Here is a 21,084-nt window from a genome sequence, read left to right on the forward strand (position 1 = left end):
GCGGGGAGATCCAACTGCAAATGAACGATTCCAAAAGGTGTGCCGATGCTAGCCGGTAGCTTGAAGGCCTTTCGACGCAGGGTTCCCCTCATCGTGATCTGCATCGCGCTGGTGTTTTCGCTCGCGCCGGTCGTCTGGTTTTTGCTCACGTCGCTCAAGGACCGCAGCGAGACCTTCCAGATCCCACCTGCGTGGTTCTTCACCCCCACGCTGGACCACTACAAGAACGTGATGGGGTTTGGCGGCAAGCTCACGTCTTTGTACCAGGCGGGCAGGATCGACAACTTCTTTGACGCCGCGGTAAACAGCATCGTGATCGCGGTGGGTTCCACGCTGTTGTCCACCTTCCTTGGCACCATCGCCGCGTTCGGTTTTGCGCGATTTCGCATCAAATGGGAGAACGCGCTCCTGGCGGCGTATCTGCTGATCCGCATGGTGCCGGCGGTCTCCCTGGTGCTGCCGCTCTATCGCCTGTTCGGGTTCCTCGGGCTGAACGACACCTATACCGGAATGATCATCGCGGAGAGCACCTTCCAGGTTCCTTTCGTCGTCTGGATGATGACTGGCTTCATCCGGCAGGTGCCGGCGTCGCTCGAGGAAAGCGGCATGATAGACGGGTTGGGACGGTTCGGTGCCATGATGCGGATCACGTTGCCGCTCATCAGTTCGGGTCTGTTCGCGACGGTGGTCTTCAACTTCGTGCAGGCCTGGAATGATTTCCTGTACCCGCTGGTCCTGACGTCGCAGCATACGCAGACGCTCCCTGTCACGATCATCGGGTTTATTGCGGACGGCAACATTTTCTGGGGTGAGATGGCGGCTGCCGGCATCCTGGTGGTGTTGCCGGTCCTCCTGTTTTCCATGCTGGCCCAGCGCTATGTGCTGGCAGGCGCCACGGCTGGCGCCGTCAAGGGCTAGGGCCCCGGGAGCAAATGCAGACATGAGCACAACGAAATCACACGACGTCACGACGCATGCCGCAGCCCCGGACACCCGGCCGCTAGTCGGCGTGCGCGTGATCGATTTCACGCAGGTTCTCGCCGGGCCTTATTGCACGAGGTTGCTGGCGGACATGGGGGCCGAGGTGATCAAGGTCGAACCCCCGGCAGGAGACCCGTCGCGGGTGCTGCCACCGCAGTTGGGTCCCGGCCATAGCGGCTATTTCGCCTGGTTGAACGCGGGTAAGAAAAGCATCGTGGCCGACCTGCGCAACGAGGCGGACGTGGCGCAGTTGCGTGATCTGATCGCGCAAGCAGACGTGGTGGTCGAAAACATGCGCCCCGGCAGCTTGGCCGCAAAGGGCCTGGGGTTCGAGGACCTGCACAAGCTGAACCCGCGACTCGTCATGTGTTCGATTTCCGCGTTCGGAAATAGTGGTGCGATGGCCGGGCAAGCAGGGCAGGGCATCATCGCTGAGGGGATGGCCGGCGTGATCGACATGAATGGCGAGGCAGGTGGCCAGCCGCTGCCGTTGGGCGTTTCACTGGCCGATGTGTCTTCCGGGATCCACGCGTACGGGGCTATCGTGACGGCGCTTTACAAGAAGCTGAGCCAGGACAGCGCCGGCGAATACATCGATATCTCGCTGTTTGATTCGTGCCTGCCCTATCACGATATTGCGCTCATGCAGGTCTGCGTCGGAAGCGGGAAAGTCAATCCGACGCGCAACGGTAACGAGCACCCGCAGGTGGTTCCCTACGGGGTCTACGAGGCACCCGACGCGGCATTCGTGCTTGCCGCTGGCACCGAAGTGCTGTGGGGCCGCCTCAGCCGGCTGCTGGACGATGCCCTGGGGGCCAGCACCGAAGATCTCAGTACCAATGCGCAGCGGATCAAGGCCCATGGCATCGTGCGCCAGCGCGTTGAAGCCTGGTCAAGAGGCCTGGGATCGGCCCGCAGGACAATCGAGGCGCTGAAGGCTGCAGGCATTCCGGCAGGTCCGGTGGAACCAGTCAGGAATGTACCCAGCAGCGAGCTGGCCCGCTCGCGCCGTTCATTCGTCAGCATGGAAGACCCGGTCATGGGTCGGATCAGCATTCCCGCCACACCCTTCCGATTTTCTGACACGAATACCGAGCCGCGCAAACGCGCGCCGGGATTGGGGGAACACACGGCCGAGATCGCGGCAACGCTCGCGCAGACAAAAGCATGACTGGGGAGACGCGATTGCGTGATGCCCGGCTGCGGTTCGATGGTTTATTCAGATTTCAGGTGAGAGTTCATGGCGATCGTTGAATTGAGACATGTCGGCAAGCGCTACCCGGGGAGTACATCGCTGGCCGTCGAAGATTTCAACCTGGTGACGCAGGACGGCGAATTCGTCGTCCTCGTGGGGCCTTCCGGGTGCGGCAAATCGACGACCATGCGCATGATCGCGGGTCTGGAGGACCATACGCACGGCGACATCCTCATTGATGGGGTGAACGTCAACGGCGTCGAGCCGAAGGATCGCGATATTGCGATGGTGTTCCAGAGCTATGCGCTGTACCCGCACATGAGCGTGCGCGAGAACATGGGGTTCTCGCTCAAGCTGAAGAAATTCGGCAAGACCGACATCCTGGAGCGCGTGGAAAAAGTCGCTCGGATTCTCGGAATCGAGAAGCTGCTGGAGCGCAAGCCACGCGAACTCTCCGGGGGGCAGCGTCAGCGCGTCGCGCTCGGGCGGGCCATCGTGCGGCAGCCGCAGGTCTTTCTGATGGACGAGCCGCTTTCCAATCTGGATGCGAAGCTGCGTGTGGACATGCGTGCAGAGATCATCAAGCTGCACCGGACCCTGGGCGTCACCACCTTCTATGTGACGCACGACCAGACCGAGGCGATGACCATGGGACAACGCGTCGCAGTAATGCGCGATGGCCTGGTCCAGCAGATCGATACGCCGAATAATCTGTACCAGAGGCCCGCCAATCGGTTCGTTGCAGGCTTCATCGGGACACCCTCCATGAACTTTCTGGAAGCGACGCTGGACGGCGACCGCGTGGTCGGCGAGAACTTTTCACTCGTCCTGGACGAGACCGGTTGTGCCGCCGCCAGGGATCATGCGCAGATCTGCGTCGGAATACGCCCCGAGCACCTGCACCTGTCGCGGCGGGACGATCATTCCTGCCGTCTGACTGGCACCGTCGAGGTCATCGAGCCTCTGGGCGCCTTCACCTTGATGCAGGTACGGGTTGGAAAGACCGTGATGACGGCGCAGATCGAGCCCGGCCGTCGGGTCGCGATGGGCGACGCGGTGGCTGTTGCCTGCAGCGCCGACAAACTGTATCTGTTCGACACGAAGGACAACCTGCTCCTGAAGGGCATCGATCTTCAGGAGGATTCAGACCTGCCGTGGTGAACGCGCGGTGGGGCTATTTCTCGCCGCGCCGCGAGCGCATCGTGTCGAGCGCTTCAGGGCTTTCAGCGTCCTGCGCATAGACGCGATTGGCGAGCACGTCCATCACCTCGGCGTTGCGCGTCATGAGCGAGAAGTAATGCTTGACCGAGCCGACGGCACGCGTCGGCAAGGCGGCGAGCTTTTGCGCGTGGCACAGCGCTTTGTCGAGCACCGGCTGCCCGTTGCTGAGGATATCAGCGAGCCCGATGGCAACCGCCTCAGTGCCGTCGAATGGCTCGGCACCGAATGCGATGCGCCGCGCCCTGACGAGGCCGACCCGGTCCACGAGCGTGCTCAGGCCGAAGCCGGGCAGCCAGCCAAGCGACACTTCTGGCAGTCCCCAGCGCGCCTGTGGGCTGGTCACCACCAGATCGCAGGATATCGCGAGCATCAGGCCACCACCCAGTGCAAAGCCGTCTACAGCTGCGACGACCGGTTTGGACATCAACGGAATCGAGCGCACGAATGCGCCCATCTCCAGATTCAGGCGTGAAACGGCATCGCGGTCGTCGCCCGAGAATTCCTTGAGATCCGCCCCTGCGCAAAAGCCTTTGCCCGCACCTTGGATCACAATCGCCCGCACGGCTGTTTCATTGGACAGCTGCGCCAGTGTGGCGGTGAGCCCGGAGAGCAGTTCAGAGCCGAGGGCATTACGCCGCTCTGGCCGGTCAAGGGTGAGAATGGCCACGGATTCGCGCTGCTCGATTTGGACATAATGCATAGACGGCAACCCCCCTTTTCGTTGAGTAGGGAACACCTTCTCAGGATACTGCGTCCTCAGCTTTCTCAGCATCATAAAATGGCGGCTGTTGATTCGAAATCAAATGCAAGAGCGTTCGGGATGGAGCCAAAAGAGGCCGTGGATGCTGAGAAACCGGTGGTGGTGATCCGTGTCTAGAATGTGGCTGAGTGCCGTCTTCATGTTGCTGGCCGGATGCGCCGCCCAGCCGTCGCCGGCCGTGCGGCCATCCCTATCAGGGTCGGCCCCGGCGGCGCCCATAATTGTTTTGGATCCAGGGCATAATCCGGCCGACGGTGGGGCGACCAGCGTTCGTGGCACCAGAGAGATCGGCTACAACGACCGCTTTGTGGCTGAGCTTGCACCTGCTCTGCGTGCAGCTGGGTGGCGCGTCAGGGTGACGCGGGCACCGGGCGAATCGATCAGCCTCGTGGGCCGCGCCCAGTTGGCTGATGAGCTGCGGGCGAACCTCTTTTTATCCGTGCACCACGACTCGGTGCAACTGAGGTGTCTGCGCCAGATCACGAAGGAAGGGCGCCCCGCGTTCGAGACCCTCAGACCCACCGGTGGATATTCGCTGTACGTCTCCAAAGAGAATCCGGACTTCACACTGTCCTATCGGTTCGCCACGCTGCTCGGAGAGCAGTTTCGTTCGCTCGGACGATCACCCATGCTTGAGCATGCCGGAACGACTTGTGGAGAAAACCGCCCGCTGCTGGACGCGCGACTGGGCATTTATCAATACGACCATCTAGCTGTGCTGAGGCACAGTAATGTGCCTGCCGTATTGCTGGAGGTCGGCGTCATCACGGATGCGCAAGACGAGTCCTATGTGAATGACGCCGGTAACCGGCGCAGGATGATTGCCGGAATCGTCCGGGCGGTTCGCGTGTGGATCGCTCAAAATGAAACATCGGTGCGACGTTAAACAAAATTGCATGCCAAGGTGGAGGTCAGTCAGTCCGCAAAATCATGGATTGCTCCAAGGCTTACGGGATCTGGATAGGGTGAATTATCACCCCGGTGGTGGTACTCTGTCGCAAGCACCAGCGCAGCTAGCCGCCAAAAATGGAACAGAGGCCTGATCATGACCACGACACATCTGCTGTCTGAATCCGATAGCTCGCCGCTGTCGCCCTGGTGGATACGGACGATTCTGATCGTCATGGTGTTTGGCTTTGCGGTCTTGATCGCAATTACCGTGCTTGGGTACGATAAAGCGCCACCCATTCCCGGAAAAACGGTCGATCCTCAAGGGCAGACCTTATTTACTGGCAGTGACATCCGGGCCGGACAAGAGGTATTTCTTAAATATGGCCTGATGGACAATGGTTCCATCTGGGGCCATGGGGCTTACCTGGGCCCCGATTACTCTGCCGAAGCACTGCATCATATTGGTCTGGATACGGCTGCTTCACTGGCACAAAGCCAATATGGCAAGCCGGTCTCCGCGCTTGATCCGCAGCAACAGGCGGCTGTGCATGCACAGGTTGCTGTGCTCCTGAAGAAAAATCGCTATGATGCCGCCGCCGATACATTGCAGCTTACGCGGCCGGAGGCGGACGCCTGGAGCCAGCAGGTCAAATATTGGACGAACTACTTCCAGCACCCAGCCACCAATGGCGGACTCAAACCTGGGCTGGTTTCCGATCCGAAAGAGCTGCACCAGTTCACGGCGTTCGTGACGTGGGCGGCATGGGCATCAGTCGCCGATCGTCCGGGCTACGGCTATTCTTATACAAACAATTTTCCCTACGATCCATTAGTTGGGAACACGCCGATTTCCGGCGCATTTCTGTGGAGCGCTCTGAGCCTCCTGGTGTTATTGGCCGGCATCGCGACGGTTCTATTGATGTTCGGAAAATTCGACTATTTGGGCTGGATCTCCCGCGGTCACGATCTTCAACCAAGCATCATCCCCGGCCATGCCAGTCCAGGCCAGCGCGCGTTAGTCAAGTTTTTTGTGGTGGTGGCACTGCTGTTTCTGTTCCAGACTTTGGTTGGGGGCGCGACAGCGCATTACCGCGCAGACCCTGGTAGTTTCTATGGCTTTCAACTCGAGGATATCTTCCCGAGCAATCTGATGCGCACCTGGCATCTGCAAAGTGCCATTATGTGGATTGCAACTTCTTACGTCGCCGCAGCCCTGTTCCTCGGCCGGTCGTTGCGTTCGGACGAGCCGCGCGGCTTGGCGGTGTGGGCGCACTTCCTATTTGTCGCATTCGCATTGGTTATTTGCGGGAGCCTGCTGGGCGAGTGGGCGGGGATGTCCAATCTGCTCGGCAAATGGTGGTTCTGGCTGGGTGATCAGGGTTGGGAGTACCTTGAGTTGGGCCGTATCTGGCAATATCTGCTGGTGATTGGTCTGCTGGTTTGGTTTGCTGTACTGTATTGGATAGCTCGGCCCAGCAAGATCGCCAAGCCCGATGCGCGCCCAATTGTCCGCATGTTTTTGTGGGCCGCACTGTCTATACCAGTATTCTATATACCAGCGCTCTTCTATGGTGCGCATACTAACTATACAGTGGTGGAGACCTGGCGGTTCTGGATCATCCATCTGTGGGTAGAGGGGTTCTTCGAATTCTTCGCGACGACGGTAGTGGCATTGATGTTCTACCAGCTTGGGCTTGCCAGCCGCAACGTAGCATTGCGGGTGATTTATCTCGACGCCATTCTGTACTTCCTCGGGGGACTGATAGGCACGGGTCACCACTGGTACTTCGTAGGTCACGTTCAATTCAATATGGCGATGTCAGCATTGTTCTCGGTGCTGGAAGTAGTACCGCTCACACTGTTGACTTTGGACGCCTGGGACTTTGTCAGTTCGACTCGTGGCAAGGCCGGTATTGATGGCAAGCAAACCCACGTACCACATAAGTGGACCTTCTATTTCCTGATGGCGGTAGGTTTCTGGAACTTTGTCGGCGCAGGTATGCTGGGATTCCTGATCAACCTGCCCATTATCAGTTACTACGAGGTCGGTACACAGTTGACACCGAATCACGGCCATGCCTCTTTGATGGGCGTGTTTGGCATGCTGGCAATCGCATTGGTGGTGTTTGTTTTGCGCCAGACTGCAAGTGAAAGGGATTGGCCTGGTATCGAAAAACATCTCAAGGTCGCGTTTTGGGGCACCAATATCGGCTTGGCCATGATGCTCGTCATGAGCCTGTTCCCCAGTGGCGTGCTGCAAATGTGGGACGTGATGGAGCATGGCTATTGGCATGCGCGCAGCATGACCTACATGGGCATGGAGCGCTCCCATCTGATTGAATGGTTACGCCTGCCTGGTGACTTGGTATTCATTATTTTCGGTGCGATTCCATTGGTGGTCGCGACGGCCAAGGGCTGGATGAGCGTGCGGGCGGCAGCTACTCAGTAGTCCTGGACAACCTGGGTCGAATCGCCCCCGGAGGCTCGGCTTTACATGTCGCCCGTCATGAACACTGGGGGAGGCGTCACCCGCACACGCACCCAGAGTATCTGCGCCTGCGCGTTTTGCCGAACTGGGTGCATCTTATGCGCGGTGTATCACAGCACAAAGGCCTCAACACAAAGGCCTCAAGTGAGATGATAGCCATACCCTAAGCTCCTGGTTTTGGACGCAGCCAAGGCGGGTGTATTTAGGGTATAGGGCGTTGTGCCAAATAGTGCCAAAATGGCAACCTGCAAAAAGGGCCACCCGTTTAGGTGGCCCAGTTGCGCGGAAACCCACATGAATTCTTGGTGGAGACGAGGAGGATCGAACTCCCGACCTTCGCATTGCGAACGCGACGCTCTCCCAGCTGAGCTACGTCCCCGAAAGAGCAGAATTCTATCACAGAAAATTCCTGTGGGTCGCCACCCGCTGCGGCGGCGATATAATGCCTGTTTGTCTTTCCTCTGGCTATTTCGGAGCCCCATGAGCACAACCATACTCGAGAATCTGCCGGTCGGGCAGAAGGTCGGCATCGCCTTTTCCGGTGGCCTGGATACCAGTGCAGCGCTGTTGTGGATGAAGAACAATGGGGCTCTGCCCTATGCCTACACGGCCAATCTGGGTCAGCCCGACGAGGCTGATTACGACGAGATCCCGCGCAAGGCGCTGCGCTACGGCGCGCAGGGTGCGCGCCTGGTGGACTGCCGGGCGCAACTGGTGGCCGAAGGCATTGCGGCCTTGCAGTGCAACGCCTTCCATGTGTCCACGGCCGGGGTGACTTACTTCAATACCACCCCGCTGGGGCGCGCCGTAACGGGCACCATGCTGGTGTCGGCCATGCGTGAAGACGATGTGCACATCTGGGGCGACGGCAGCACGTTCAAGGGCAATGACATCGAGCGTTTCTACCGCTATGGGCTGCTGACCAATCCGGATCTCAAGATCTACAAGCCCTGGCTGGACCAGCGCTTCATCGATGAGCTGGGCGGACGTGCGGAGATGTCCGTGTATCTGCAGGAAAACGGCTTCGACTACAAGATGTCGAAGGAAAAGGCTTATTCCACAGACTCCAACATGCTGGGCGCCACGCACGAGGCGAAGGACCTGGAGCACTTGAACTCCGGCATTCGGATCGTGGACCCTATCATGGGAGTGCCATTCTGGAAGCCGGCGACTGACGTCAAGGCTGAAGAGGTCACGATCCGGTTCCACGAGGGACAGCCGGTCGCGCTCAATGGTGTCGAGTTCTCTGATGCCGTTGCGCTGATGATGGAGGCCAACCGCATTGGCGGGCGCCATGGGCTGGGGATGAGCGATCAGATCGAGAATCGCATCATCGAGGCCAAGAGCCGGGGCGTCTACGAGGCTCCGGGTATGGCGCTGCTGCACATTGCCTATGAGCGTCTGGTGACTGGTATCCACAACGAGGACACCATCGAGCAATACCGCATCAATGGCATCCGCCTGGGCCGGCTGCTCTATCAAGGTCGCTGGTTCGATCCACAGTCCATCATGCTGCGGGAGACGGCTCAGCGCTGGGTCGCACGCGTCATCACGGGCGAAGTCACGCTGGAACTGCGCAGAGGCAACGACTACTCCATTCTGGATACGCGTTCGCCGAATCTGACCTATCACCCCGACCGCCTGACCATGGAAAAGGGCGAATCCATGTTCTCGCCGCTGGACCGCATCGGGCAGTTGACCATGCGCAATCTCGACATCGTGGACACGCGCGAGAAGCTTTTCACCTATACCCAGGTGGGGCTGCTGTCCAAGACGGGCGAGTCGGATATCCCGCAGATCAAGCAGGACATCAAGGACGATTGAGCCCCGGTTTCAATTGGGCGCATGATCAGCGGGCTGCCTTCGGGCAGCCCGTTTTTCGCGGGGGGAATCAGGCGGCCGAAGATAGAGGTGCTTGTTCGCCACCCGCCGCTTCCTGCGGCGGACCGTCGTCGCCCACATCAGTGGTTTTCAGATGGTTGCTTTCAGCAAAATCACAGGCGAATTTCCAGGCCAGCGGCTCAAGCTGGCGCAGGCGATGGTCGATCAGGACGCAGGGCACGCCATCCACGACACGGGGCGTGGCATACGGCGAGTAAGCCAGCGGATTCCGCGGCAAACCCGCCGGTTTGAAGGAGGACAACACGCCTGCCAGTCGTTCTGCCCAGTCGCTGGGCCGGAACCGCTGGCCCTCCAGGGTTCTACCGTGGATGATCAAATGCCGGACAGGGTGGTTCATGTTGTTTCCAAAGGCGGGATGCACCCGGAATCGCCGGGTGAGCTTTCCCGATGCTGGTGCACGACTTCCCCTTCGCCGCGCATTGTATCCGATCGAAGTTTTGCGCGTGTCAGGGGCGCACGGTAAGATGGACGTTTTACACAGGGTTTCTCATGTCCAGCGCCAACCCCACCGGGCCCTTGCGTCATTTTTTGCAGTTGCGTGATTTTTCCGAAGACGAGATCCACTATGTCATCGACCGCGCACGGCTCATCAAGGATAAATTCAAGCGCTATTTGCCCCACCACACGCTGCACGATCGCAATCTGGCTATGGTGTTCGAAAAGGCCAGCACACGGACGCGGGTGTCGTTCGAGGCGGGCATGTACCAGCTCGGCGGCTCGGTCATCTATCTGACGACCCAGGGTTCGCAGTTGGGACGCTCGGAGCCGATAGAGGACACTGCCCGGGTGATTTCGCGCATGGTCGACCTGGTGATGATCCGGACTTTCGAGCAGACCAGGATCGAACGGTTTGCCGCCCACTCCCGGGTGCCCGTCATCAACGGCCTGACGAACGAATTTCATCCGTGCCAGATCCTGGCCGATATCCTCACCTTCGTCGAGCATCGTGGTTCCATCCGTGGCAAGACCGTGGCCTGGATCGGTGACGCGAACAACATGGCGTATACCTGGCTGCAGGCTGCCGAGCTGCTTGGGTTCACGCTGCATGTGTCGGGGCCGGTCGGCTACAAGCTGGATCCCTTGCGGGTGGGGGCACTGCCAGCGTCCGTTGTGCGCGAATTCGACGACCCAGTGGATGCGTGTCGGGGAGCGGATCTGGTCACGACGGATGTCTGGACCAGCATGGGCTACGAGGCCGAGAACGAGGCACGACGTTTGGCCTTTTCCGATTGGTCGGTAGATGCGCGTCTCATGGCGGCTGCCAACGCGGATGCGGTCTTCATGCATTGTCTGCCGGCGCACCGTGGTGAAGAGGTCGCCGGTGACGTCATCGACGGGCCACAGAGCGTGGTCTGGGACGAGGCTGAAAATCGCCTGCATGTGCAAAAAGCGCTGATGGAGTTTCTGCTGCTGGGGCGGCTGGCGGCCTGATGATCCACATGCTGCCTGGCGCCAATCGGCCGGGTGGCGATGTGGTGGCCGGTCTGGGTGGCCGGAAACGAAAAGGACGCGCAAGGCGTCCTTTTTCAGTTCAAGCCGGTTCCGGTGATCAGGCAATCGCCTTGATCGCGGCCGACAGGCGGCTCTTGTGGCGCGCGGCCTTGTTCTTGTGGATGATCTGCTTGTCTGCCACGCGGTCGATGACGCTGGTGGCTTGCTTGAAGACGTCGTTGGCAGTTGCCTTGTCACCGGCTTCGATGGCCTGGCGCACGCGCTTGATCGCGGTGCGCAACATCGAGCGCATGCTGGCGTTATGTTTGTTGTGGGCAACGGCCTGGCGGGCGCGTTTACGGGCTTGTGCAGAATTGGCCATAGGGTGATTCGTTAACCTTGGGTTGGAAACGGCTGCTTGAACTGTAATGCAAAGACAGAAGATTCTATCTTAGGACTGCCGCCGTGTAAAGTCTCTCGGGCGAAAACCGAATAAAAACAAGGTGCTGAAGTACGCCAACCCCGACGCCAGCAGTACCACCATCAGCCAGCCCACTCGCTGCGCGGGATGGTGCCCCAGCGCGATCCAGTCCAGATGGCGCTGCGCCCACATCAGTACCAGTCCCAGCGTGACCAGGGACGGCACGATGCGCAACATGAAGCGTGACCACCCAGGCAGCGGGACATACAGACCGCGCCGGCGCAGCAGGATCACCAGACTGAGGGCGTTGGCGCTGGCCCCCAGCCCGATCGACAGCGCCAGCCCCGCGTGGGCTAGCCAGGGCACCAGCACCACGTTCATGAGTTGGGTGAAGGCCAGGACGGCGATGGCAATCTTCACCGGAGTGCGGATGTCCTGTTTGGCATAAAAGCCGGGAGCCAGGATCTTGATGGCCAGCAGACCCAGCAGGCCCACCGCGTAGGCCATGACGGCCAGGCGCGTCTGGGCCACGTCGTGTGCGGCGAAGGCGCCATAGTTGAACAGAGTGGCCACCAGTCCGTCGGACAGCATGGCCATGCCCAGGGCTGCTGGCAGTCCCAGCAGCAGGACCAGGCGCAGTCCCCAGTCAAGCAGGGCGTTGTAGCGGGCCTGGTCCTGGCGCGCGTGAGCGGCCGACAGACTGGGAAGCAGGACTGTGCCGAGCGCCACACCCAGTAATGCGGTGGGAAATTCCATGAGCCGGTCGGCGAACGACAGCCAGGTGACGCTGCCCGGAGTGAGCCAGGTAGCGATGTTCGTGTTGATCAGCAGTGAAAGCTGGGCAACCGAAACCCCCAGGGTGGCCGGCAGCATCTGGCGCAGAATGCGGTGAACGGTGGGGTCTCGCCAGGCGGCGCGCAGGCCGTCGTTCCAGCGCGGCAGCAATCCCAGCCTGGCCAGTGCTGCCCATTGCATGGCCAATTGCAGTACCCCGCCAATCATGACGCCGGCCGCCAGGGCGTGGATGGGTTGCGACAGATGGGGCGCGAGCCACAGGCTGGCGCCTATCATGGACAGGTTCAGCAGCACCGGGGTGATGGCCGGTATCGCAAAGCGGCTGAAGGTATTCAGCACGCCCGAGGCGAACGCCACCATGGACATGCAGATGATGTAGGGGAACATCAGCCGCGTCATCCAGACGGCTTCCTGGAATTCGTGGCTGCGTGAGGCTTCGCGCATGCCCGTGGCCATGGCGGTCACGACCCAGGAGGCGCCCAGGATACCCAGCAGGGTTACCCCGCAGAGCGCTGCGAACAGCATGAGTGCCACCCGGTCCAGCAGATGCCTGAGTGCGGCATGATCGCCGCGCTGGCGGACTTCACCCAGGATGGGGACGAAGGCCTGGGAGAAGGCGCCTTCGGCGAACAGGCGGCGCAGCAGGTTGGGGATACGGAAGGCCACCCAGAAGGCATCGGTGAGCGGCCCCGCCCCGAACACGCTGGCGATGAGCACATCGCGCACCATGCCGGTCACGCGGGAAAACAGAGTCAGGCCGCTGATCGTGGCCGCCGATCGCAGCAGGCTCATGCGACCCTAACGAGGTGCCATCCGGATGGCACCATCCAGCCGGATCGTTTCACCGTTGAGCATCTCGTTGTCCAGGATGCTGAGCACCAGCTTGGCGTAGTCTTCCGGGCGCCCCAGGCGCGACGGGAAGGGGACGCTGGCCGCGAGCGAGTCCTGGACGTCCTGGGGCATGCCAAAAAGCATGGGAGTGCCAAAGATGCCCGGGGCAATGGTCATGCAGCGGATACCCAGCTTCGACAAGTCGCGTGCGATAGCCAGCGTCATGCCTACGATGCCGGCCTTGGACGCGGCGTACGCGGCCTGTCCGATCTGTCCGTCGTAGGCGGCCACGGATGCCGTATTGATCAGCACTCCACGTTCACCCGAAGCCTGCGGCGTGTTGCCAGCCATGGCCTGGGCGGCGAGGCGTGCCATGTTGAAGCTGCCCACCAGATTGATGTCGATCACGCGCTTGAAAAGCGCCAGGTCGTGTGGCCCCTGTTTGCCGACGATGCGAGCGGCTGGTGCGATGCCTGCGCAATTCACCAGCCCCCACAGCGGGCCTTGGGCGAGCGCCGTGTCCACGGCAGTCTGCGCATCGGCTTCCGCCGTCACGTTGCAATGCACGTAGGTGCTGCCGAGTTCATGGGCCAGTGCCTGGCCGGCTTCATCCTGAATGTCGGCCAGGACGACCTGCGCGCCCTGCGCGACGAGCGCACGCGCCGTTCCGGCCCCCAAGCCCGAGGCGCCGCCCGTGATGATGAACTGTTTGTCCTGGATGTCCATGGTGTCGTGAGCTTCGGTCAGGCGGTGTGATAGGAGCGCAGGATGTCGAGAATGCGCGTGCGAATTTCGTCCACGGTGCCCACGCCGGAGATCTGGGCATAGTGTGGTGCAGCCTGGTCGCCGGTGGCGGCCCAGCTTGCGTAATAGTCCACGAGCGGGCGTGTTTGCTCGCGGTAGACCGCAAGGCGGTGGCGCACGGTGTCTTCGTGATCGTCCGCGCGCTGGATCAGCGCTTCCCCTGTCTCGTCGTCCAGCCCTTCGTGCTTGGGCGGATTGAAACGGATGTGGTAGGTCCGGCCGCTGGCGACGTGGATCCGCCGTCCGCTCATGCGTTCGATGATCTGTTCTTCCGGGACTGTGATCTCGATCACATAATCCAGAACCACGTGGGCCGACTTCAGGGCATCGGCTTGCGGGATGGTGCGCGGAAAACCGTCGAACAGGTAGCCACGCTTGCAATCCGGCTGCTGCAGCCGGTCGCGCACCAGTCCGATGATGATGTCGTCGGAAACCAGTCCGCCGCTGTCCATGACCTTCTTGGCTTCGAGCCCCAACGGAGTCTGCGCCTTGACCGCCGCACGCAGCATGTCGCCAGTCGAGATCTGAGGGATCCCGAAGGCCTCGGTGATGAATGCAGCTTGTGTGCCTTTGCCTGCGCCTGGGGGCCCCAGCAGTATCAAACGCATGATTTCCTCCCAAAGTTGCTCATTCTTGAATTTTCCCGATTATGCCGCAAGGCCGCTGCCCGCGCATGGCGTCAGGTCGGCGGTCGGTGTTTCTCTGACTGGAACAGGGCCTGCACGCGCGCCAGGTCATCGGCCGTGTCGACGCCGCGTGCCGGTGCCGATGCCGCCTGGTGCACCACGATCCGAAAGCCTTGTTCCAGCGCGCGTAGTTGCTCCAGGGATTCCACCTTCTCGAGCACGCCAGAGGGCAGGGTGGGGAATCGCCGCAGGAAGCCGGCGCGATAGGCATAAAGTCCGATGTGGTGCCAGGCGGGCAGCCCGGGAGCCAGACGTTGTTCGCCGTCTGCCAGCGCGTCGCGGTGCCAGGGGATGGGGGCGCGCGAAAAATACAGAGCCTGGCCGCTCGCGTCGCAGACGACCTTGACGGCATTCGGATCGAAGAGCGTGCGAGGGTCGTGGATGGGGCTCGCACAGGTCGCGATTGCTGCATCGGGGTGTTGCGCCAGCAACAGCGCCACGGCGTCGATGAGGGACGGTTCTATGAGCGGCTCATCACCCTGGACGTTGACGACGATTGCCTCGTCGTCCAGGCCCAGCGCGGTGGCGACCTCGGCCAGCCGGTCTGTGCCGGTCGGGTGGTCAGTGCGCGTCAACAATGCCTCGACCCCGTGTTGGCGCGCGGCTTGCGCAATGGATTCGTGGTCGGTGGCGATCAGTACCCGGGTTGCAGCCGAGCGGGCCGCCTGGCGGGCAGTGCGCACCACCATGGGCAGACCGCCGATGTTCAGCAGCGGCTTGCCCGGCAGCCGAGTTGAGCCGGCTCGCGCGGGGATGACGACGAGGAAGCTCATACTCCGTGCGCAGGCGCGGGATCCAGTGATCGGGCCTCGTCGGGCAGCATGACCGGGACGCCGTCGCGAATCGGGTAGGCCAGCCTGTCCGCTGAACAGATGAGTTCCTGGAGTTCGCGGTCGAAACGCAGAGGCCCCTTGCACACGGGGCACACGAGGATCTGCAGCAGGCGGTTTTCCATGGGCGTGGCGTTGCAGTCAGTGGCAAAGCTTAGAGTTTAATGCCTGTTGCCTGGCTTGTGCGTGGCGCGTCTGCCCCCGCCGCGCAGCGATGCCTGGAGGGCGTCCAGCCATGACGGGTCGTCGAACACTGGCTCGGCCTGCACCACCCACAGCCTTGGATCGTGCGGTGGGCTGCATTTGACGGCGTCCTTGGGGGTGATGAGGATGGGCGTGTCAGGCCACCCCAGGATCTGTCCGGATGTCAGATGCCCGTGATCGGGCAGGCGCAGCGTGCGGGAGAGCTCCAGCCCGGCCGCCCTCAGCATGGTGAAGAACCGCTCGGGCTGGCCGATGCCCGCAGCCGCGCCGCAAACTCGATTGACCGGTTGTGCAAGCCACGCACTCCAGCTCGTGCAGATTCCGGTCGACAGCTGGGTCAGGCTGTGCGGCTGGAGTCTCATGGTGATCGTGTTCCTTGTGCAACCCGCGCGTTCGCTGGAGGTGGCGTCGGCGCTGAGGTTGGTGATCAGCCAGTCGGCTTGGTCTAGCCGTTCGGGTGGCTCCCTCAGGGGTCCGGCTGGCAGCAGCCGGCCGTTGCCGGTGCCGCGGGCGTCCTGCACGATGACTTCCACGTCGCGTGCCAGTGCCCGGTGCTGGAGCCCGTCATCGGCAATCAGCACGTCGGTTTCCGGGTGGGCCGCCAGCAGGGCCTGGGCCGCCAGGGTGCGTTTGGGATGTACGGCCACCGGTGCATGGGTAGCCTGGTGCAGCAGGGCAGGTTCATCCCCCAGATACCGCGCCGAGGGATCCTCGTCGCTCAGGTGCGGTGTTGCACCGATGTGGATTCCGTAGCCTCGGCTGACCAATCCAGGGTGCCAGCCGCCGTCCTGCAGAGTCTTGCATATTGCTGCCGCTACGGGGGTCTTGCCGGTGCCGCCGACGAGAATGTTGCCGATCACGATGACGGGTACTGGTGCCCTCCAGGCGGTGCGTGCCTGGGCCCGCATGCGCCGTTCCGCGATCATGCCGTAGAGCCAGGAGAGTGGCAGCAGCGCAGTGCTGAGTGCACCGCAGCGACTCCAGATGCTCAGCAGGAAGTCCTCTGCGGTGCGATTCACGGCCTGGTTTGCGTGAGGAAGTGCACGCGGGTGATGTGAGCCAGGCGAGCGGCCTCCAGCGCGCGTACGACCGACGCATGGGTCGCGAGCGCGTCGGCGTCGATCCGCAGCGCGGCGTCGGGCCTGGCCTGGGCCGCTTGCTGCAGGGCGTCCGCGAGGCTTTGGTCCGTGTCAGCGTTCACGTAATCGCCATCCAGCGCGTAAAGGCCATCGCGGCTGATCGCCAGTGTCAGCACCGGGGTCTGGTCGGGTGTCGCGGCTGCGGCTTGCGGCAGCGCGATATCGAGTTGCCGCTGCTGGGTGAACGAGGTCGAGGCGGCCAGGAAGATCAGGATCACCATCAGCACGTCGATGAGCGGGATCAGGTTGATCTCGGGTTCCTCGTGCCCGGTGTCGTGGCGGAAGTTCATGACGGGTTGCGCCGGCTGATGAGTCGGTTCAGGGTTCCGGCCTCGCGTTCCATGGTGTGCAGGAAATAATCCACGCGCGAGCGAAAGTACCGGTGAAATGCTAGTGCCGGCACGGCGATCAGAATGCCGAACCCGGTGTTGTAGAGCGCAATCGAGATCCCGTGCGCCAGCAGGCTGGGGTCTCCGCTGTTTGGGGTATAGGCGCCGAAGATCTCGATCATGCCCACGACGGTGCCGAACAGCCCCAGTAGTGGTGCGATGACGGAGATCGTTGCCAGTGCCGGCAGGTAGCGGTTCAGCCTCCAGGAGATGTCGCGCCCGGTTTCCTCGATCGCCGACAGCCGCCAGGCGTCTTCCTGGTGACGCTGGGCGGCGACCTCCGCCAGGATGCGGCCCATGGGGCTACGCCGGGCGAGCCGCAGGATGGCGTCGGGTTCGTCCTGTTGCCGGCGCATGAGTTCAAGCACCTGTTCGGGCAGCCCTGGCGGCATGATCTGGCTGGTTCGCAGCGCCAGGAAACGTTCTATGATGATGGCCAGTGTGATGACCGAGGTGGCCACGAGCAGCCAGATGGGCCAGCCGGCCGCTTGGATGATGTCCAGCACGATCCATTTCCTTTGTGAGCGATGCGCCGCGATGTTGCGGACTCCTATTCTAAAGCGAGTGCAGCGTCATCCAGTGCCCTGAATGTTGGTTTCTCTGGGGCTGTGCGGACGCCCATATTGTGGAAGTCCATGCTGGTATTGGCTTTTTGGGCGGTATCCACAGTTTCTGTGGATAATTCTGTGCACAAGAGTGTCAAGGCGCACGTTTCATGCCTTTCAGCAGTCGATTGGCTACTTTTTGCACACTCTTGCACTTTTTTGTTCAGTCATATAAATCAGTACCTTGTGAGCTTTTCTTCATGTCGCTTTGGATGAGTTCCGCTGACAGGCTCGAAAATAGGCCTGTTTGACAGTGCGAGGCTTTCTGTGGATAGGTTTCGATGAATCTTGCCTTGCAAAGCCCTTTGGGGCGCGGTGAATCGCCCCAGGACGAAGTCCTGAGCGTGTCTGCGCTCAATCGCCGAGTGGCGGATGTGCTGGCCTCTTCGATTCCGCGCCTTTGGGTGGCTGGAGAGATCTCCAATTTCACACGCGCAGCGTCGGGCCACTGGTACTTCTCCATCAAGGATGAATCTGCTGCTGTGCGTGCCGTCATGTTCCGCGGCCGCGCGCAGACCGTCGGCTTCGTGCCGCAGGCGGGCGACCGCTTCGAATTCCGGGTCCAGGTGTCGCTCTACGAGCCCAGGGGCGATTACCAGGTCCAGGTCGAAGCATTGCGGCGGGCGGGGCGGGGCGACCTGCACGAGGCCTTCCTGAGGCTGCGTGACCGTCTGGTGCGCGAGGGGCTCATCGATGCCGCCCGGCGCCGCTCAGTACCAGTCATGCCGCGCACCGTGGGGGTCATCACGTCGCTGGCGGCCGCAGCGCTCCAGGACGTGTTGTCGGTCATGGCGCGGCGAGCCCCGCATGTGCGGGTCATCGTCTATCCAGCACAGGTGCAGGGCCGCGAGGCCGCCGCCCAGTTGTGCGCGGCATTGGATGCCGCGCTGGCGCGTGCCGAGGTCGATACCCTGCTGCTGGTGCGCGGCGGTGGCAGTCTCGAGGACCTGTGGTGCTTCAACGATGAGGCCCTGGCGCGGCGCATCGCGGCCAGCGCTATCCCCATCATCAGCGGGGTGGGGCATGAGACGGATTTCACGATTGCGGATTTCGTCGCCGACCTGCGGGCTCCGACGCCGACGGCTGCAGCCGAACTGTGCTGCGTGCCGCGTGATCAGGCGCTGGGCCAGGTCATGGCGCTTGCTGAGCGGCTCGATCGCGCGCAGCAGCGCCGTCTGGAACAGGCTGCGCTCCGTCTTGATCGGGCGGCCGCCCAACTCGTCTCCCCCGCGCAGCAGGTCCGTCTTCGCCGGCAGCGTCTGCAATGGGCCATGCAGCAATTGCAATCCGGCTTCCGGGGCCGGCTGCAGACACAGTCCCAGCATCTGCGCGCAGCACTTGGAACCCTGCGGGCCCTCGACCCCCGGGGCGTGCTGCAGCGAGGGTACGCCATCGTTCATCGGGCCGACGGGTCCATTGCCAAAAATGCGTTAGACTTGAAAACGGAGGAGCTGCTTGATATCGAACTGGCACAGGGCCGGGTTCCGGCACGGGTCGTCCGATCGTAAGGCGTGCTCCAGGCGCAGGCCCTTCGGGTCCGTCGCCTTTCGGTTCATTCAATGCTTTTGAAGGAAATGTTATGGCTTTTACTCTGCCGCCGCTTCCCTACGCGCTGGATGCGCTTGCGCCACATATCTCCAAGGAAACGCTGGAATTTCACTATGGCAAGCACCACGCCGGCTATGTCACGAAGTTGAACCAGGCCATCGAGGGCACGGATCTGGCGTCGCTCAGCCTTGAAGACATCATCCGCAAGGCCACCGGCGGCGTGTTCAACAATGCCGCCCAAGTCTGGAACCACACGTTCTACTGGAACAGCCTGTCACCCAAGGGCGGCGGTGAACCCAGCGGTGCCCTGCGTAAGGCACTGGAAGCCAAATGGGGCAGCGTGGATGCCTTCAAGAAGGCGTTTTCGGCTGCCGCAGGCGGCAATTTCGGTTCCGGCTGGACCTGGCTGGTGAAGAAGCCCGACGGTTCGCTCGACATCGTCAACACGAGCAACGCCGGCACCACCGTGAATACCAATGACAAGGCGCTGCTGACCTGTGACGTGTGGGAACACGCGTACTACATCGATTACCGCAATGCCCGTCCCACCTATCTGGAGCACTTCTGGAAACTGGTGAACTGGAACTTTGCGGCCGCTAACCTGGGCTGATTGACCTCGTGTCCGCCAGGGCCCGCCTTTGTGGCGGGCCTTTTCAATTGGGCCGTCTGGCGGCTGGAAGGGGCGGAATTCCCCGGACGGCAGCGCCCACCCCGATTCCGGACCGTGCGAACCAGCCCTGGTCCATTTCCAGCGCCGTGGTGATCGCGCTGGGTGGGCAGTGTGGTGCAAGGCTCAGAGGCTGCATGTCCTGGATCGAAACGATGCGGCCGTGCTCGTCGATGAAGGCGATCGACAGTGGTAGCAGCGTGTTCTTCATCCAGAAGCAATACAGATCGTCCGGCGGTCCGAGCATGAACAGCATGCCGCTATCCGCTGCCAGATGGGTCCGGCCCATGAGGCCCTCGCGCATGCGGTCCGGCGTATCGGCTAGCTCCGCATGGACCGTGTGTTCGCCAACTTCCAGCGAAACCATGGCCAGAGGAGGCTGCGCCGCAGCCGGCAAGCCCGGCAGAAGCATGAATGTCGTCAGCAGGATGGGTCGCAGCCAACGACAAAAAGCAGGGCGCCGATCGGGCCCTGCGCCGCAGTAAAATCGCAATGGTGTCCTGCTCAGGCAGCTGTGATGTTCAGGGCCTGTTTGCCTTTTGGACCTTGCGCGATTTCGAACAAGACCTTTTGACCCTCTTTCAGAGTCTTGAAGCCGTTCATCTGAATCGATGAAAAATGTGCGAAAAGGTCTTCGCCCCCATTGTCGGGAGTAATAAAGCCAAAGCCTTTGGCATCATTGAACCATTTAACCGTCCCGGTCAATTTCTGTGACGCTTCGGTACTTTCGATGGATTCCGACATGCAAACTGCCTCTCGACTATAGTGTAAGGTTCATACGGCCCCGGTCATCCGAGCGGATAATCGTAGGGACACGATGATCATGCTGAATTCGATGTCATTCAGTCAACTATGGAAACTACTAGGGAAGTCGCAGCCGATAGGGCTCACTTCCCTGATTTTGATGCATGCCGACCGTCATTCAGACCCAACGTGAACTGAGCAGCGAGGCGCTGCCGGTTCGTTTGGCGCCACCGCCGATGTATCAAGTCGTGCTGCTCAACGACGACTACACGCCCATGGATTTCGTGGTGCGCGTGCTGGAGGTCGTCTTTCACAAGAACGGCGCGGAGGCCGAGCGCATCATGCTCCAGGTCCACCACCAGGGGCGCGGTGTCTGCGGGATCTATACCCGTGACGTGGCGGCCACGCGGGTGGACAGGGTGTTGCGCATGGCGCACGCCGACCAGCATCCACTTCAGTGCTTGATGGAACCTGTGCCGGTTCCGTGAGTCTCACCCGGCGGGTAATCCCTGTGGGGAACCCGGTGGCCATTTAGTCATAGAATAGAAGCAA

General features: G+C 61.5%; 23 protein-coding genes and 1 tRNA gene. 10 read left to right on the plus strand and 14 right to left on the minus strand.

What is annotated here, in order from left to right; genetic code table 11:
• Positions 1 to 45 precede the first annotated feature (45 nt).
• The 3 genes from EPN31_RS10320 to EPN31_RS10330 all read left to right on the plus strand — a co-directional run bounded on the left by EPN31_RS10320 (position 46) and on the right by EPN31_RS10330 (position 3,337).
• Positions 46 to 918, plus strand: coding sequence for a carbohydrate ABC transporter permease (locus EPN31_RS10320; RefSeq protein ID WP_291772841.1), 873 nt, complete (start codon positions 46 to 48; stop codon positions 916 to 918).
• A 22-nt stretch (positions 919 to 940) separates the two neighbouring features.
• Positions 941 to 2,152 (plus strand): CaiB/BaiF CoA-transferase family protein, encoded by a 1,212-nt coding sequence (locus tag EPN31_RS10325; RefSeq protein ID WP_291772842.1) that lies wholly within the window; start codon positions 941 to 943, stop codon positions 2,150 to 2,152.
• Between the two features lie 69 nt (positions 2,153 to 2,221).
• On the plus strand, positions 2,222 to 3,337 hold the full coding sequence (locus EPN31_RS10330; RefSeq protein WP_291772844.1) for an ABC transporter ATP-binding protein: 1,116 nt from the start codon (positions 2,222 to 2,224) through the stop codon (positions 3,335 to 3,337).
• A gap of 13 nt (positions 3,338 to 3,350) precedes the next feature.
• Here the strand turns inward: EPN31_RS10330 and EPN31_RS10335 are convergent, their stop codons facing one another.
• Positions 3,351 to 4,064: an enoyl-CoA hydratase/isomerase family protein gene (locus EPN31_RS10335; RefSeq protein ID WP_291772846.1), complete on the minus strand. Its 714-nt coding sequence runs from the start codon at positions 4,062 to 4,064 to the stop codon at positions 3,351 to 3,353.
• Between the two features lie 232 nt (positions 4,065 to 4,296).
• Here EPN31_RS10335 and EPN31_RS10340 point away from each other — a divergent pair, with 232 nt between their 5' ends.
• Both EPN31_RS10340 and EPN31_RS10345 read left to right on the plus strand, forming a co-directional pair.
• Entirely contained in the window at positions 4,297 to 5,043 is a 747-nt protein-coding gene (locus tag EPN31_RS10340; RefSeq protein WP_291772848.1) for an N-acetylmuramoyl-L-alanine amidase, read from the plus strand.
• 159 nt (positions 5,044 to 5,202) lie between these two features.
• Complete coding sequence (locus tag EPN31_RS10345; protein WP_291772850.1) at positions 5,203 to 7,497, plus strand: cbb3-type cytochrome c oxidase subunit I; 2,295 nt, start codon at positions 5,203 to 5,205, stop codon at positions 7,495 to 7,497.
• Between the two features lie 342 nt (positions 7,498 to 7,839).
• Here the strand turns inward: EPN31_RS10345 and EPN31_RS10350 are convergent.
• Positions 7,840 to 7,915, minus strand: a tRNA-Ala gene (locus tag EPN31_RS10350).
• A 101-nt stretch (positions 7,916 to 8,016) separates the two neighbouring features.
• On the opposite strand from EPN31_RS10350, the gene argG reads away from it, so the two are divergent.
• A complete protein-coding gene (gene argG, locus EPN31_RS10355) occupies positions 8,017 to 9,360 on the plus strand; it encodes an argininosuccinate synthase (RefSeq protein ID WP_291772852.1) in 1,344 nt (447 codons plus the stop codon).
• Between the two features lie 67 nt (positions 9,361 to 9,427).
• On the opposite strand, the gene EPN31_RS10360 is transcribed toward argG, so the two are convergent.
• On the minus strand, positions 9,428 to 9,775 hold the full coding sequence (locus tag EPN31_RS10360) for a DUF3579 domain-containing protein (RefSeq protein WP_291772855.1): 348 nt from the start codon (positions 9,773 to 9,775) through the stop codon (positions 9,428 to 9,430).
• Positions 9,776 to 9,927: 152 nt separating this feature from the next.
• Here EPN31_RS10360 and argF point away from each other — a divergent pair, with 152 nt between their 5' ends.
• The gene (argF, locus tag EPN31_RS10365; protein WP_291772857.1) at positions 9,928 to 10,869 is read left to right on the plus strand and encodes an ornithine carbamoyltransferase; all 942 of its coding nucleotides are present in this window, start codon (positions 9,928 to 9,930) and stop codon (positions 10,867 to 10,869) included.
• 118 nt (positions 10,870 to 10,987) lie between these two features.
• On the opposite strand, the gene rpsT is transcribed toward argF, so the two are convergent.
• The 9 genes from rpsT to EPN31_RS10410 all read right to left on the minus strand — a co-directional run bounded on the left by rpsT (position 10,988) and on the right by EPN31_RS10410 (position 17,474).
• Positions 10,988 to 11,251 carry a 30S ribosomal protein S20 gene (rpsT, locus tag EPN31_RS10370; protein ID WP_291772859.1) on the minus strand — a complete coding sequence of 88 codons (264 nt, stop codon included), beginning with the start codon at positions 11,249 to 11,251 and terminating at the stop codon, positions 10,988 to 10,990.
• Between the two features lie 69 nt (positions 11,252 to 11,320).
• Positions 11,321 to 12,877, minus strand: a complete 1,557-nt coding sequence (gene murJ / locus EPN31_RS10375) for a murein biosynthesis integral membrane protein MurJ (protein WP_291772861.1) — start codon at positions 12,875 to 12,877, stop codon at positions 11,321 to 11,323.
• 6 nt (positions 12,878 to 12,883) lie between these two features.
• Positions 12,884 to 13,642, minus strand: a complete 759-nt coding sequence (locus tag EPN31_RS10380) for a 3-hydroxyacyl-CoA dehydrogenase (RefSeq protein ID WP_291772862.1) — start codon at positions 13,640 to 13,642, stop codon at positions 12,884 to 12,886.
• A gap of 17 nt (positions 13,643 to 13,659) precedes the next feature.
• Entirely contained in the window at positions 13,660 to 14,328 is a 669-nt protein-coding gene (adk, locus tag EPN31_RS10385; protein WP_291772865.1) for an adenylate kinase, read from the minus strand.
• A gap of 71 nt (positions 14,329 to 14,399) precedes the next feature.
• On the minus strand, positions 14,400 to 15,179 hold the full coding sequence (gene kdsB, locus EPN31_RS10390) for a 3-deoxy-manno-octulosonate cytidylyltransferase (protein WP_291772867.1): 780 nt from the start codon (positions 15,177 to 15,179) through the stop codon (positions 14,400 to 14,402).
• The gene (locus EPN31_RS10395) at positions 15,176 to 15,361 is read right to left on the minus strand and encodes a Trm112 family protein (protein WP_291772869.1); all 186 of its coding nucleotides are present in this window, start codon (positions 15,359 to 15,361) and stop codon (positions 15,176 to 15,178) included. Before EPN31_RS10395 ends, kdsB begins: the two co-directional genes overlap by 4 nt.
• Positions 15,362 to 15,397: 36 nt before the next feature.
• The gene (gene lpxK / locus EPN31_RS10400) at positions 15,398 to 16,459 is read right to left on the minus strand and encodes a tetraacyldisaccharide 4'-kinase (RefSeq protein ID WP_291772870.1); all 1,062 of its coding nucleotides are present in this window, start codon (positions 16,457 to 16,459) and stop codon (positions 15,398 to 15,400) included.
• On the minus strand, positions 16,456 to 16,869 hold the full coding sequence (locus tag EPN31_RS10405; protein ID WP_291772872.1) for a biopolymer transporter ExbD: 414 nt from the start codon (positions 16,867 to 16,869) through the stop codon (positions 16,456 to 16,458). Before EPN31_RS10405 ends, lpxK begins: the two co-directional genes overlap by 4 nt.
• Positions 16,866 to 17,474, minus strand: a complete 609-nt coding sequence (locus tag EPN31_RS10410; RefSeq protein ID WP_291772874.1) for a MotA/TolQ/ExbB proton channel family protein — start codon at positions 17,472 to 17,474, stop codon at positions 16,866 to 16,868. The genes EPN31_RS10405 and EPN31_RS10410 overlap by 4 nt, the downstream gene beginning before the upstream one ends.
• A 380-nt stretch (positions 17,475 to 17,854) precedes the next feature.
• On the opposite strand from EPN31_RS10410, the gene xseA reads away from it, so the two are divergent.
• Complete coding sequence (xseA, locus tag EPN31_RS10415; protein WP_291772876.1) at positions 17,855 to 19,081, plus strand: exodeoxyribonuclease VII large subunit; 1,227 nt, start codon at positions 17,855 to 17,857, stop codon at positions 19,079 to 19,081.
• 71 nt (positions 19,082 to 19,152) lie between these two features.
• Complete coding sequence (locus tag EPN31_RS10420) at positions 19,153 to 19,731, plus strand: Fe-Mn family superoxide dismutase (protein WP_291772878.1); 579 nt, start codon at positions 19,153 to 19,155, stop codon at positions 19,729 to 19,731.
• Between the two features lie 43 nt (positions 19,732 to 19,774).
• On the opposite strand, the gene EPN31_RS10425 is transcribed toward EPN31_RS10420, so the two are convergent.
• Together EPN31_RS10425 and EPN31_RS10430 are read right to left on the minus strand one after the other, a co-directional pair.
• Positions 19,775 to 20,200, minus strand: coding sequence for a DUF192 domain-containing protein (locus EPN31_RS10425; protein WP_291772879.1), 426 nt, complete (start codon positions 20,198 to 20,200; stop codon positions 19,775 to 19,777).
• A 92-nt stretch (positions 20,201 to 20,292) separates the two neighbouring features.
• The gene (locus tag EPN31_RS10430) at positions 20,293 to 20,532 is read right to left on the minus strand and encodes a cold-shock protein (RefSeq protein WP_291772881.1); all 240 of its coding nucleotides are present in this window, start codon (positions 20,530 to 20,532) and stop codon (positions 20,293 to 20,295) included.
• A gap of 164 nt (positions 20,533 to 20,696) precedes the next feature.
• Between EPN31_RS10430 and clpS the strand changes: the two genes are divergently transcribed.
• The gene (gene clpS, locus EPN31_RS10435) at positions 20,697 to 21,020 is read left to right on the plus strand and encodes an ATP-dependent Clp protease adapter ClpS (protein WP_291772883.1); all 324 of its coding nucleotides are present in this window, start codon (positions 20,697 to 20,699) and stop codon (positions 21,018 to 21,020) included.
• The last annotated feature ends 64 nt before the right edge of the window (positions 21,021 to 21,084 follow it).

Origin of the sequence: Castellaniella sp., from assembly GCF_004321985.1 — a bacterium.
GTDB lineage: Bacteria > Pseudomonadota > Gammaproteobacteria > Burkholderiales > Burkholderiaceae_B > Castellaniella.

What these genes read in the sequence shown, in the direction of transcription:
- EPN31_RS10320 (WP_291772841.1), top strand. Translation starts at nt 46, where the DNA reads ATGCTAGCCGGTAGCTTGAAGGCCTTTCGACGCAGGGTTCCCCTCATC.
- EPN31_RS10325 (WP_291772842.1), top strand. Translation starts at nt 941, where the DNA reads ATGAGCACAACGAAATCACACGACGTCACGACGCATGCCGCAGCCCCG.
- EPN31_RS10330 (WP_291772844.1), top strand. Translation starts at nt 2,222, where the DNA reads ATGGCGATCGTTGAATTGAGACATGTCGGCAAGCGCTACCCGGGGAGT.
- EPN31_RS10340 (WP_291772848.1), top strand. Translation starts at nt 4,297, where the DNA reads ATGTTGCTGGCCGGATGCGCCGCCCAGCCGTCGCCGGCCGTGCGGCCA.
- EPN31_RS10345 (WP_291772850.1), top strand. Translation starts at nt 5,203, where the DNA reads ATGACCACGACACATCTGCTGTCTGAATCCGATAGCTCGCCGCTGTCG.
- argG (WP_291772852.1), top strand. Translation starts at nt 8,017, where the DNA reads ATGAGCACAACCATACTCGAGAATCTGCCGGTCGGGCAGAAGGTCGGC.
- EPN31_RS10360 (WP_291772855.1), bottom strand. Translation starts at nt 9,775, where the DNA reads ATGAACCACCCTGTCCGGCATTTGATCATCCACGGTAGAACCCTGGAG.
- argF (WP_291772857.1), top strand. Translation starts at nt 9,928, where the DNA reads ATGTCCAGCGCCAACCCCACCGGGCCCTTGCGTCATTTTTTGCAGTTG.
- rpsT (WP_291772859.1), bottom strand. Translation starts at nt 11,251, where the DNA reads ATGGCCAATTCTGCACAAGCCCGTAAACGCGCCCGCCAGGCCGTTGCC.
- murJ (WP_291772861.1), bottom strand. Translation starts at nt 12,877, where the DNA reads ATGAGCCTGCTGCGATCGGCGGCCACGATCAGCGGCCTGACTCTGTTT.
- EPN31_RS10380 (WP_291772862.1), bottom strand. Translation starts at nt 13,642, where the DNA reads ATGGACATCCAGGACAAACAGTTCATCATCACGGGCGGCGCCTCGGGC.
- adk (WP_291772865.1), bottom strand. Translation starts at nt 14,328, where the DNA reads ATGCGTTTGATACTGCTGGGGCCCCCAGGCGCAGGCAAAGGCACACAA.
- kdsB (WP_291772867.1), bottom strand. Translation starts at nt 15,179, where the DNA reads ATGAGCTTCCTCGTCGTCATCCCCGCGCGAGCCGGCTCAACTCGGCTG.
- EPN31_RS10395 (WP_291772869.1), bottom strand. Translation starts at nt 15,361, where the DNA reads ATGGAAAACCGCCTGCTGCAGATCCTCGTGTGCCCCGTGTGCAAGGGG.
- EPN31_RS10405 (WP_291772872.1), bottom strand. Translation starts at nt 16,869, where the DNA reads ATGAACTTCCGCCACGACACCGGGCACGAGGAACCCGAGATCAACCTG.
- xseA (WP_291772876.1), top strand. Translation starts at nt 17,855, where the DNA reads ATGAATCTTGCCTTGCAAAGCCCTTTGGGGCGCGGTGAATCGCCCCAG.
- EPN31_RS10420 (WP_291772878.1), top strand. Translation starts at nt 19,153, where the DNA reads ATGGCTTTTACTCTGCCGCCGCTTCCCTACGCGCTGGATGCGCTTGCG.
- EPN31_RS10425 (WP_291772879.1), bottom strand. Translation starts at nt 20,200, where the DNA reads ATGCTTCTGCCGGGCTTGCCGGCTGCGGCGCAGCCTCCTCTGGCCATG.
- EPN31_RS10430 (WP_291772881.1), bottom strand. Translation starts at nt 20,532, where the DNA reads ATGTCGGAATCCATCGAAAGTACCGAAGCGTCACAGAAATTGACCGGG.
- clpS (WP_291772883.1), top strand. Translation starts at nt 20,697, where the DNA reads ATGCCGACCGTCATTCAGACCCAACGTGAACTGAGCAGCGAGGCGCTG.